The organism is Petralouisia sp., from assembly GCF_056822245.1.
Genome location: NZ_JBQIOP010000002.1, coordinates 147,548 through 159,940, shown reverse-complemented (window position 1 = coordinate 159,940; position 12,393 = coordinate 147,548). Strand labels below are relative to the sequence as shown.

The window sequence follows — 12,393 nt, the reverse complement described above, 5'->3', positions numbered from 1 at the left end:
TATGCCCAGGACAGCAGGAATCGGCCACCAGGATTTTGAGACAATACGGCTGAAAAATAACTTTTATGTGGATAAAACCCACTTTATCAAAGAATGGTGGGAAGCAGAGGACAGCGTGACATTGATTGCCCGGCCCAGAAGATTCGGGAAAACATTGAATATGAGCATGTTGGAAAAGTTCTTTTCTGTCAGATATGCGGGAAGAGGCGAGCTGTTCGAAGGGCTGTCTGTCTGGAAAGAAGAAACATACCGGCATCTGCAGGGAACATATCCGGTAATATCCATCAGTTTTGCAGGCATCAAAGAAAACACTTTTCCCGAAGTACGCAAAAGCATCTGCCGGGTCATAGAAGAACAATATAATAAAAACGATTACCTTCTGGATGGAAATTGGCTGAATGGAAAAGAAAAAGCATTCTACCAGGAAGTCTCCCCTTATATGTCGGACAGTACCGCAGGAGCGTCTCTGCGCTCCCTGTGCGACTTCCTTTCCAGGTACTATGGGAAAAAAGTGATTCTGCTGTTGGATGAATACGACACCCCGATGCAGGAGGCTTATGTGAATGGATATTGGGAGGAACTGGTGAACTTTATCAGGAGCCTGTTCAACTCGGCCTTTAAGACAAACCCTTATCTGGAACGGGCAGTTATGACGGGAGTTACTCGAATCAGCAAGGAATCTATTTTTTCAGATTTAAATAATCTGGAGGTTATCACAACCACCTCTGAAAAATATGCGGATTCCTTCGGTTTTACAGAATCAGAAGTACTTGCATCCCTGGAAGAATTCGGACTGTCCGCCAAAATTCAGGAGGTAAAGCTGTGGTATGACGGCTTTACCTTCGGCAGGCAGACAGACATTTATAATCCCTGGTCCATTATAAATTATCTGAATCAGAAAAAACCCGGATTGTACTGGGCCAATACCAGCTCCAACCGCCTGGTGAGCAAACTCCTCAGAGAAGGAAACCGGGAAATCAAAAAATCCTTTGAAAGACTCCTGTCAGGTGAATCTCTGACCACGCCTGCAGAAGAACAAATTGTATATGACCAGCTGGACACCAATGAATGGGCCATCTGGAGCCTTCTGCTTGCCAGCGGATACTTAAAAGTTGCCGGCTATGAAACATATGATGAAATCAAAGACCCATTCCGCGAAGCGAATTATGAACTGGCTGTCACCAACCTGGAAGTAAAACAGATGTTTGGCAAAATGGTCAAAGGATGGTTTGCAAAAAATCAGGCAGACTACAATGATTTTATCCATGCGCTGCTGTTAAATGATTTAAAGGCAATGAATGTCTATATGAACCGGGTAAGCTCTGAAATGTTCAGCTCCTTTGATACCGGAAAAAAGCCCTCCGGCTGCGAACCTGAACGCTTTTATCACGGCTTTGTCCTTGGACTTATGGTGGAACTGACGGATCGGTATGTAATTACTTCCAACCGGGAAAGCGGCTTCGGAAGATATGATATGATGTTAGAACCCCGTAAGGCTGATGACGACGCCATGATTCTGGAATTCAAGGTACAGGACGCGGAGGAGGAAAAGTCCCTTTCTGATACGGTAAAAGCTGCGCTGAATCAGATTGAAAATAAACAATATGCCGCCAACCTTACCGCAAAAGGAATTCCAAAAGAACGCATACGCAAATACGGCTTTGCCTTCTGCGGGAAAACCGTGCTAATTGGAAATTAGGATTACGGTGAATTTTTCCGGCAAAAACGTTTGGAGCTGGATAAAACTGCCGGATTGCCCTTTGACACGCAAACCGGGCAATCCGGCAGTTCTTATGTATTACTCATTAATTTCCCTTTACATACATTTCCTTCCACTCCACATCCACACTCTTTCCAATGCTGTGGTAGTACATCAGAAACAGGAAAATGACTGCCAGGCCCACGAGCCTGCGGAGGCTTTTGCCCTTTTTCGCCCAGGCCACCACCCGGTAAATAATTTCCTCTTTTTCCTGCTCTGTAATTCCGTTTTCCCCTTCAAAATACAGCAAAAGGTAACCAAAGCCTGCAATCATGGCCAGGGTGGCAAAGACCTTGACCTGACTTCCTTCTCCTGTTTTCGGCTCGGCTCCCAGGGGAGTTCCGCTCTTTCCAGGTTTTCCGGAATCCAGAGGAGTTCCAGGTTCTTTCGGAACCGGGGTTTGCACCGGCTCGTCTTTTTTCTCCTGAATTCGCAGCGTTACTTCCGCTGCGCTTTTATTTCCTCCATGATCCTCAGCTTCCACCCGAAGGGTATGGGCGCCTTCCCCTTGGAGCTTCAACGCGAACTCATATTCTGCCACAAATTCCTGTGTAAAATCCTCATCCGGAAGGGATTTTTTCTTCCCGCCGTCCACCTGATAGCGAATGCCGGAAATTCCGCTGGACACATGTCCTTCCATATCATCTACGACCTTTACTTTCACTTTCAGGGGCTTTCCTCCGGCAGATTCTTCGGTATCAGAAAAATAGATTTCCGGCGCATTTTCCTCAACAATAACCCCGCCCCCTTTGGCAGTCAGGATTTTCCGGGCCGATCTGTTTCCGGCATGGTCGGTGCAGGTCAGATACACCTTTCCCTTAAATTCTTCTTCAATGGCAATTCTTGCTTTGTATTTTCCCTGCTCCGCTTCCGCCTGCACCCTTCTAAGCACTGTGGCGCCGCTTCCGTATGCCGCAGCAACGGGGGAAATAGAACGGGCTTCATCCAACCGGGCCTCCCCTTCTTTCTCAGAGCCGTCCTCTGCCAACAGCAGATATTCCGCTTTTGCAAGACCGCTGCCTTCCTCCGTTACCGGAACAGTAATCACCATGCTTTCCTTCTGCAACAGCCAGTCCAGGAAATTCCGGCTTCCCTCTGTGAATGCGGCTTCTCCCAGAATCGGAGCCAGTTCGTCCGCCCATTTGGCGTACAATGTGGTATGTAATGTCCCTGTGTTATACTCCACCGGGCTGTCAAAATCCCACACATCCCCGTCTGGTTCCTCTCCTATCTGCCAGCCCTTGAAATGATAGCCGGTTCTTGTGGGCTCAGACACCTGCTCCAACCGGCCTCCGTAACGGATTTTCTGAGTCTTTGGCTGAGTTCCCCGGCCTCCGTTCAGGTTAAAATCCACTTCGTAGATATTCCGGTCATAATAAAGCTTCAGCACAAGGCTTCCGTCTTTTTCTATGGTTCCACTTGTCTTTCCCAAAGGATGAGACAGATTCAAAGTGAAGCCGGGGTAGGCTTTCCCACGGGCCTCCGCTTCTGCTCCGATTTCTCCGGTCAGGATTTCTGTGTCGGCGTCTACTCGGGTGTATTCGTCTCCGGTCAGGTTCTGACAGTAGTGTTCTGTCTGGTAGGAGGCTTCAGCAGGAGTTTCCTGGCCCGGGTTGTCCGAATCTGTTCCTGGTTGATCTGGATTTGGACCCGGGTTATCCGGGTTATCCGGATCTGGGTTGTCTGGATCTGTTCCCGGTTGATCCGGATTTGGGCCTGGGTTGTCCGGGTGATCTGGATCTGGGTTATCTGGATCTGTTCCCGGTTGATCCGGATTTGGGCCCGGGTTGTCCGGGTGATCTGGATCTGGATTGTCCGGGTTACCCGGATCTGGTTGATCCGGATCTGGGCCGGGAGTAATTTTTTCCCAGACCGCATAAAGTGTATTATGCAGTGTCTTTGTGTTTTCCTCCACCAACTTGCTGAAATTCCACTGACTGCCCTCCGTTCCCTTTTTGTCTTTATACCAGCCTTTAAAACGATATCCGGTTCTCTTAGGAGTCTCCGGTTCTTTTGCCTTGTCTCCATAACGAACCGTTTGAGGAGACGGAGCAATCCCGTCGCCTTCGTTCAGATCAAAGTCTACTTTATAGATATTGCGGTCATAATAAAGCTTTAACACAAGGCTTCCATCCTCCGCTATGACTCCCTTACGCTTTCCCTCCGGATGCGACGAATTTACACTGAAGCCCTGGTACGTTTTCTCCCGGATTTCTGCTTCTGTTCCGATTTTTCCTGTGAAAGTCTCTGTGTCCGCTTCTATTTTGTCATACCCGTCCCCCTTCAGGTTCTGGCAGTAATACTCCATCTTCCATTCTGCTTCCCCAGGGGGTATCTCCTTCCACACCGCATAAAGTATGGTATCTTTGTCAAATTCCTGTTTGCTTCCTACTTTATATTCCGCTTCTGTTCTGTCCTGATCTCTGCTCCATCCGGTCAGGATATATTTCTCCCGCTGCATCTCTCCGGTAAGGGTAAATTCCGGAATTTTATAAGAAACCCCGCCATCATCCAAATCTTCTTTGTGCACATTGGCATAACTTTGATTTGTCTCTGCCTCAAGCTCCGGCTTTCCGCCGTTCCCCTTATAAGTGAGCGTAATATCTTTCTCATAGATTCCGCAGAATTCTGTAACGTCTTCTGTTAAAGTACATTCTTCACCTATGCCAACACTGGTTTCATACTCCTTATTGCTTCTGCTCCATCCTAATGGCTTCCACTCAGAAAAATCTTTTAAGGACGGCGCCATAACCTTTCCTTCCTGGGCAGGCTCGTACACGGTGACTGCCTTTGGCTCCATGAAAACAGGGCTTCCTGAATAGAAATTGGCGGTAAAAGTCCTCTTGTCCTTTTCTCTGTAGACAGCATACAGTTCCGTATCCTCCTGTATGGAAATCTCTGTACCCGCTTTCTGCAGCGTTCCCCCTCCGTCTGCCTGTTCACTCCACCCCTGGAACGTATAACCGAATACCTCCGGCCCTTCTGCAAGGGTTATTTTTGCTTTTTGATATGTGATGGCATCATGAACATTGGCATAACAAAATTCCTTCACTTCCGGCACAGATATGTGGATTTCTTGATCTGCGGAATCATACGAAAGGGTAACTTCTTTCTGGTAGACTCCATAATAATTCTTTGTATCTTCTGTCAAAGTACATGCTCCGCCCTTTTGAATGATATTTCCGCTGCCATATTCCTCAGGATCTTCACCCCAACCCTTAGGGGTCCAGCCCTCAAAAGCTTTTAATGCCGGGGCATTTATCGTTATCTCATCTTCATCTTCTCCTGCTTCCCTTTCCTCATGAACGGGAGCTGAAGAATCAGGGCCTCCTGAATAAAAATCTGCAGAAAACTTTCTCTTCTCATAAACTGGATACAGATGGATATCTTCTGTTATCTCTACGCTTTCCCCTCCTGCATAATCCACTTGAGCAGCGCCCGGCTTCTTACTCCATCCAAGAAACCTATCTTGATTTGGAATTGGAGCTGGCAGCCCTTCTACTGATTTTATCGTGACACTCTCTCCGGGATTGTATTCTGTATTGTCTGTAACTTTTCCGTCCACATCATAGTAAAAAACCCGAAAGCTGTAACCTGGATCATTTGCAGTCAGGTAAATTTGATTCTGTTCTTCATCTAGCTTTTTATACCACTGCCCGCCATTGACATCTACAACAAGCAATTTCTTTAAATCTTCTATAGTCAAACCATACCCATCTATCCCTTCCGCAATAACATATTTTTCCCTGGCTGCCAAGTAAACAGACGCCGGATAACTTAAATTGGCGCCAATTTTTATACATGGCTGAACCGTGTCGCTGTTCTCAAAATAAACGCAGTCCTTACCGGAATCCGACTTATATTCGCAAAACTTTACGCCATCATATACAGTAATATGATCTTTTGAGGTATAGATGCCTCCTCCCTTATCTGCAGAGCAGTTTTCTATCTTACAATCCTTCAAACTTACTGCTCCTTCTACATATGCACTTTCACTATTAACCGCTCCTCCTGTTGTTCCTGCAGAACAGTTCTGTATCACACATCCTTCCATTGTTAACTCCCCGCCTCCGTCGCACCAAACAGCCCCTCCTGACCTGTCGGCAGAGCAGTCTCCTATCTTACTGTCTTTTATATTTACAAATGACACCTTCCGCGTTGAAATAGCACCTCCCTGAAACGCAGAGCATTCTTCTATCTTACTGCCTTTTATATTTATTGTTGATGCCCCCGCTTCAATAGCCCCTCCCGAAGCTCTTCCTCCCGAAAAGTTCTTTATGGTAGATCCGTCCATTGTTAATGTAGATCTAGTGCCACACCGAATCGCTGCTCCCGGATTATATCCATCTATTTTTTTAGAGTTTTCAATCGTACAGGCTTTTATGCTTATTGTACTTTGATCCATCCAAACTGCCCCTCCTGACCCTCCTGAATATCGAGGATCGTTTGCGTAACATTCTTCCAGCCTGCTGTCCCGTAAGTCCGCGCTTACATTCTTGTCAAAGTAAAGCGCTCCCCCAGCCACTGCTATACAGTTTCGTATCACGCATCCTTCCTCCATAGTCAGTGTACCCTCTTTTCCATGAACCGCTCCTCCTCTACCTGTTGTGCAGCCTTCTATTATACATGTCTTCAAGTTTACTGTTGCGCCGCCCGCAAAGTAAATCGCTCCTCCTTCTTCCTCTTCCTTACTAACCGTCTCATACCAAGTTCTACTTTTACAGTCCTGAATTCTGCTTCTTTCTACAATGAGTTTCCCACCCATCACCCTTATCAATGCTCTATAAACTAGAATATCTTTATTGCCGTGCAATGTCATCCCCTGTATAGTCAGAGCACCGCTCTCCGTCACATTAATACCAGATCCAAATCCTTCATTTTTAATTATCCCGCCGCCTCGAACCGTAACTTCTCCATCTATGGTCAGTTCAGTTTTCAGTGTCAGTGTAACCCCTTCCTCAATCACAAGTTCCCCGCCGAACAATATTTTTGGTGTATCCCAAACTGTATCCACACGGATCACTTCACTGTCAGAATCCGCTGTTGTCAGTTCTCTTTCTATGCCGCCATACGTCCTGTCCAATTCTTCCTCTGCCTTTTTCTTATCTTTCTTTCCTCCCGCTGTCTGCCCCTTCCCCGCTTCTCCTGAATCTTCCCTGTATTCTACCAGCACCTGAATCTCCGGCAGACTCACCCCTTCTCCCAGAACATACCCTTTTGGCAAAACTGGCACAAAGACATAGGTTCCTTCTTTCTCATTATCATAAGTAAAAACGCTGCTCCAGGTAATATGCTCAATCACAACCGTTTCTTCTGCAGCGCTGTCAGTTTCCGGCTGCTCCTGCGGCGTTTCGCCCGGCTGCGGCTGCTCTTCCAAATCCCCTTCCGTATCAGACGCAGGCGGTTCCAGATCTCCTTCCGATTCTGGCTCTGCGTCAGACGGCGAAATATCTTTTCCTTTCTCCTGATTTGTCTCTGTAACAGGAGGCAAATTATCGCCCCCTTCCCCGTGCTTCCACTTTGTATCGGAAAGCGTCTGTCCCTGATTTTCTGCAAGCTCCGGTTCCTCGTATTGCAAAGGAACGCAGACCGCTTCCAGAGTTTTCGGCAGATTCAGCTCTTCCAGAGGCGTTCCAGGCTCCACGCTCTGGCTTCTCACTTCCTCAGGAAGCTCCGAAAAAGAGAGAATCTTATACTCCTGCCCCTCCGCCTGTACCTGAAAGCCATAGAGCTCCGCAGGCAGCGACGCCAGCAGCAGACAGATGCTGAGCAGCGCCGATACCAGCTTCGGCCGAATGGGATGCCGTTTTTGCTGTAACAGTTTTTCCAGAAGATTTTCTCTCGTCTTTTTCATTTCCTCTCACACTCCTTGTTTTTTACCGTATTCCTTACGATCTCAATCTAATCATTTTAAATTTTACAGCTTTAACAAAAATATAACTTAATCATAACAAAAAACAGGAGAAATTGCCAGAATAATCCATCAATCTCTCCTGTTTCTTTGGTAATATTGTTAAGCTGCACAAACCAAGTCCCGTTCATAGCAGCGTGATAGCTGCAATTTACATCATCTGCTCATGCTCCGATTTTATCTCCTGAAAAAGTTTTAACGCATTCCAGGACTGATTCGCAGAAGTCAGCACCGCTTTATAGGGAACCGGGCCGATCCCTGATTTGCGGACAGCCTTTAACACCTGATCCATCTGAGGCCCCAAAAGCCCCGCCATCAGCAGCATTTCCCCCTCTAATTCTTCTCCGTCATACGTCTCGTCCAGAGGCGGAATGTCTTTCTTTCCCGCCAGATATCCCACTGGCTGCAGATAATCCTCCCTGGAAACCTCCCTGATTTTTATCCGCAGGGGAAGCAGGGCCCGGGTTAATTTATTTCTCCTGTCTTTGTCTGAAAAATGAAATAATAAAATGGTTGCTTTCAATGTGATTCTCCTTTACTCCGAACTATAGGTTGTCCACTCCGGCCTTCTATTACTCCGGCGGTTAAATGTCGACGAATTTTAACCGCCGGAGTAATATATTTCTGTCCGTATTCACAGATAAAATTCACCGCCGGCTAATCCTTCCATTCCAGCAGCAGTCCGTTGGCTTTCAGCCAGCTTCTTCGTTCTCTGCAGTCGGGCAGAATACTGCTCACTAATTGCCAGAACTGCCCGGAATGGTTCAGATATGCCAGATGGCACAATTCATGTACCACCACATAATCCAGAATTTCTGCGGGAGCCATCACAAGCCGCCAGTTAAAGTTCAGATTTCCTTTGCTGCTGCAGCTTCCCCAACGGGTTTTCTGGCTGCGGATCGAAATACGGTTCACAGAGCCAATTTCTGCTCCCTGGCTTTGCGCCTGCCTGGATACCAATGGATAATACTGGCTGACCCGTTCCGGAAAAATCTGCTTTGCCTGAAAAAGATACCATTCCTCTATGCTCTGTTCCACAAGAGAAGCCTCCGCTTCCTCCAAATCCGACTCCAGATACATAAGCTTCTCTCTTTCTTCCAGCGCAACCCCTTTGTACACTCTGGCCGTCTGCTCTCTGTCCAACTGCTCCTTCTGCCGGTTCCGGGAACGGAATCTCAGCCGGTACGTTTCTCCCTGAAACAGAAAACAGTCTCCCTCCCGGAAGGTATGCGCCGGTTTTTTCTGCTCTATCAGCGAAAGTTCTCTTTGTTTTTCCTGAATCCAGTCTGCCTTTTGCTGAATAAACTGATCGATCTTATATTTCGGCAGCCAGTTCGGCGCCTTTACCTGTATGGTCCCGTCTTTTCCAATGACGATAGAAAGGCTTTTTCGTTTACTTCGCGTCAATTGATATGCTTCCATGCTGTCACCCTCACTGTTTTCTTACTTTGTCATTATACGGAATGACAAAGTAAATTGCAAGAGAAACCCGGCGCTGCAGTTATTCTGCATACTCCTGTCAAAACGGGTCCAGACACCATTTTTTCTTTTCTTCATATATTGTAAGGATAATGTAAATTGGAGGAAGCATATGGCAAAACCATCCATTGCAATCCTCGGCGGAGATCTGCGGCAATGTTATACAGCAGAATACCTTCATTCCTGCGGCTTTCACGTAACCTGCTTCCATACCCCGGATTTCCCATATCATTCCGGTATCCTTCTGGAGCAGGAGCTGTCACAGGCGCTGACACAGGCAGAAGTCATTCTGCTGCCAACCCCCTTTTCCAAAGACGGCGTCCATTTATTTCAGGCGGACCAACAGCACCCGCCCTGCCTGTCAGATGAGCTGTGGAGCTCCTTAAAACCCGGACAGATTTTGGCTGTTTACAGCCTTTCCCAAGAGAAAATCCATGAATTAGAACAGAAATGCTGCAAAGTGTTCCAATTCTCCCTCTCGCCTGTTTTTGCCAGGGAAAATGCATGGCTCACTGCTGAAGGACTTTTATCCGAAGTGATCCGCTATACTCCCTTTTCCCTGTCCTCGGCCCGGACGCTTCTTCTGGGATACGGCTGCTGCGGCTCTGCCATCGGCGCGCTGTTTCATCCCCTGTGCCGCAGTATTTATCTGTTGGAGCAGGAGCAGGAAAAACAGGGTTTGGCAGAAAAAAAGGGAATCTGCCCCATTCAAAAAGAAGATTTTTCCACCGTGCTGCCCCGCTGCAGCCTGGTAATCAACACCATCCCCGCCGCTGTTTTGGAGCCTGAATGGATTCGGGAACTTCCCGGCTCCTGCCATATTTTTGACATTGCATCCTCTCCCTTTGGCTTTCCCGGAACTGTTACGGAGGATTACCTGCTGCCTTATTTCCGGCTGCCGGGCCTTCCGGGCCGTTTTTCTCCGGTCAGCGCCGGGCAGGCCACAGGAAAAATAATAGAAAGGATTACAGATTATGTCATATGATTTTCATGATAAATCCATTGGAATCGGCTTTACCGGCTCCTTCTGCACCTATGAAAAAATTTTTACCGCACTGGAAGAACTGAAAAAAACCGGAGCCAGCCTGCTGCCTGTATTTTCCCTGAACGCCTCCCATCTGGATTCCAGATTCGGCACAAGCGCCTCTTTCCTGGAGCGGGCAAAGGCCATCACCGGCAAAGAACCGATTACCACCATACCGGGAGCGGAGCCCATCGGCCCCAAAGGGCTGATGGATATTCTGGTCATTGCCCCCTGCACCGGAAATACGTTATCCAAGCTGGCAAACGGCATTTCCGATACACCGGTGCTGATGGCGGCCAAATCCCATCTGCGCAACAACCGGCCCCTGGTGCTCTCTTTATCCACCAATGACGCTCTGGGCATGAACCTGAAAAATATCGGCATCCTTTTAAACACCAAAAACATTTATTTCGTTCCCTTCGGCCAGGATGACTACCAGGCAAAGCCCAACTCCATGACGGCCTTTACAGAGCTTCTGCCGGAAACCATTGACTGCGCCCTGACAGGCAGACAGATTCAGCCGGTGATCCGAAGCCCCCATGGAGCGGTTTCCAAATAATAATTGATATGTTTCGATAAAAGAAGAACGGGGCTGTCGGGAAACAGCAATTTTTCACAATATATATTACTCCGGCTTCTGAGAACTTGCGACTATATATTGTGTATAAATTCCGTTTTCCGACAGCCCCATTCATTTCTTTGTCCACATCCCAAAAGCCCTATAAAACGATTGAACTCCCGGGGCATATTATGTATAATGATACTGTATTACTCCGGCGGTTAAATATCTGGAACGATTGCAAAAACAATGACATTACTATATTCTGAATACTGTTATGAAAATGAAAAAAAGTACGCCAAATGAACAATTACTTGCCTCTTTGCTGAGGCAGAACCAGGACCCCGGCCGGACTCAGAAATTATCAGTAGTCTGGCGTTTTAGCGTGCCTGCAATTTTAGCGCAGCTTACCTCCATTATGATGCAGTACATAGACACTGCCATGGTGGGCAATCTGGGAGCCGGCGCATCGGCCGCTATCGGCGTGGTTTCCACAAGCACATGGCTGTTAAACGGTTTGTGCAGCGCAGTCTCCACCGGATTTTCGGTGCAGGCCGCCCAGAAAATCGGAGCAGGCCAGGAAAAAGAAGCTCGGCTGATTTTAAAACATGGGCTGATTTTCGCCCTGTGTTTTTCAGGAATCCTGATGGCTGCGGGAATCCTCATCAGCAAACACCTGCCTATATGGCTTGGGGCGGGAACAGACATCCGGCAGAATGCATCTGTCTATTTTCTGATCTATTCCTGCTCCCTTCCGGCTTTTCAGCTGCAGAGCCTGGCCGGCTCCATGCTTCAATGCAGCGGAAATATGAGGACGCCTGCCATTCTGGATGCGGCTATGTGCGGTCTGGATGTAATTTTCAATATGCTGTTGATCCGGTTCTGGGGCGTGCCCGGCGCCGCTTTGGGCACTGCACTGGCCACTGCGGTAATCTGCCTTGCCAAACTATGGGCTGTATGCTTTCGTTCTCCCTGCCTCAGAATCAACCAGAAAGAACCCTGTCCTTACCGCAGAGACATTTTATCCCGTATGGTAACCATCGGGCTGCCTATGGGATTTGAGCATATTGCCATCTGCGGCGCAATGATTCTTTCCACCCGCATTATTGCGCCTCTCGGCACCGTTGCCATGGCAGCCAACTCCATTGCCGTTACGGCAGAAAGTATCTGCTACATGCCCGGCTACGGAATTGCAAATGCTGCAACTACGCTGGTGGGACAGAGCATCGGCGCAGGCAAAAAAACACTGGCCAAAAGTTTTTCCAACCTGGCCACCCTGTTAGGCTGTGTCATTATGACCCTTGCCGGAATTCTGATGTATTTTATATGCCCTGGGATTTTCCGAATGCTGACGCCGGATCTGCAGGTACAGACCCTGGCATCTTTGGCGCTGCGGATTGAATTATTTGCAGAGCCCTTCTATGCCGCCTCCATTGTGGCTTCCGGAGCTCTTCGGGGCGCAGGGGACTCTCTGATTCCCTGCCTGTTAAACCTGGCAAGCATCTGGGGCGTAAGGCTGACAGTTTCGGTGGCCCTGGTGGGGCGCTGGGGACTGCCCGGCGTCTGGTTTGCCATGTGTCTGGAGCTGTGCGTCAGAGGAATTTTGCTTGTGTACCGGCAGCAGAGATTTCGGTGGTGAAAACAGAACTACCGTTTCTCTA

General features: G+C 48.1%; 7 protein-coding genes. 4 read left to right on the top strand and 3 right to left on the bottom strand.

What is annotated here, in order from left to right; translation table 11 throughout:
- Position 1: 1 nt before the first annotated feature.
- Entirely contained in the window at positions 2-1,699 is a 1,698-nt protein-coding gene (locus ACTO17_RS01605) for an AAA family ATPase (protein WP_482556635.1), read from the top strand.
- 106 nt (positions 1,700-1,805) lie between these two features.
- Here the strand turns inward: ACTO17_RS01605 and ACTO17_RS01600 are convergent, their stop codons facing one another.
- From ACTO17_RS01600 to ACTO17_RS01590, 3 genes are all read right to left on the bottom strand, one after another.
- Positions 1,806-7,613, bottom strand: coding sequence for an InlB B-repeat-containing protein (locus ACTO17_RS01600; RefSeq protein ID WP_482556634.1), 5,808 nt, complete (start codon positions 7,611-7,613; stop codon positions 1,806-1,808).
- A 208-nt stretch (positions 7,614-7,821) separates the two neighbouring features.
- Positions 7,822-8,193: a DUF3783 domain-containing protein gene (locus tag ACTO17_RS01595; RefSeq protein ID WP_482556633.1), complete on the bottom strand. Its 372-nt coding sequence runs from the start codon at positions 8,191-8,193 to the stop codon at positions 7,822-7,824.
- Between the two features lie 134 nt (positions 8,194-8,327).
- The gene (locus tag ACTO17_RS01590; RefSeq protein WP_482556632.1) at positions 8,328-9,077 is read right to left on the bottom strand and encodes a M48 family metallopeptidase; all 750 of its coding nucleotides are present in this window, start codon (positions 9,075-9,077) and stop codon (positions 8,328-8,330) included.
- Between the two features lie 184 nt (positions 9,078-9,261).
- On the opposite strand from ACTO17_RS01590, the gene ACTO17_RS01585 reads away from it, so the two are divergent.
- From ACTO17_RS01585 to ACTO17_RS01575, 3 genes are all read left to right on the top strand, one after another.
- Positions 9,262-10,134: a dipicolinate synthase subunit DpsA gene (locus ACTO17_RS01585; RefSeq protein ID WP_482556631.1), complete on the top strand. Its 873-nt coding sequence runs from the start codon at positions 9,262-9,264 to the stop codon at positions 10,132-10,134.
- Complete coding sequence (locus tag ACTO17_RS01580) at positions 10,124-10,732, top strand: dipicolinate synthase subunit B (RefSeq protein ID WP_482556630.1); 609 nt, start codon at positions 10,124-10,126, stop codon at positions 10,730-10,732. The genes ACTO17_RS01585 and ACTO17_RS01580 overlap by 11 nt, the downstream gene beginning before the upstream one ends.
- A 277-nt stretch (positions 10,733-11,009) precedes the next feature.
- Positions 11,010-12,371 carry an MATE family efflux transporter gene (locus ACTO17_RS01575; protein WP_482556629.1) on the top strand — a complete coding sequence of 454 codons (1,362 nt, stop codon included), beginning with the start codon at positions 11,010-11,012 and terminating at the stop codon, positions 12,369-12,371.
- The last annotated feature ends 22 nt before the right edge of the window (positions 12,372-12,393 follow it).

Bases quoted from the DNA above. Each gene is read 5' to 3' on its own strand.
- ACTO17_RS01605 (WP_482556635.1), top strand. From the start codon at position 2: ATGCCCAGGACAGCAGGAATCGGCCACCAGGATTTTGAGACAATACGG.
- ACTO17_RS01600 (WP_482556634.1), bottom strand. From the start codon at position 7,613: ATGAAAAAGACGAGAGAAAATCTTCTGGAAAAACTGTTACAGCAAAAA.
- ACTO17_RS01585 (WP_482556631.1), top strand. From the start codon at position 9,262: ATGGCAAAACCATCCATTGCAATCCTCGGCGGAGATCTGCGGCAATGT.
- ACTO17_RS01580 (WP_482556630.1), top strand. From the start codon at position 10,124: ATGTCATATGATTTTCATGATAAATCCATTGGAATCGGCTTTACCGGC.
- ACTO17_RS01575 (WP_482556629.1), top strand. From the start codon at position 11,010: ATGAAAATGAAAAAAAGTACGCCAAATGAACAATTACTTGCCTCTTTG.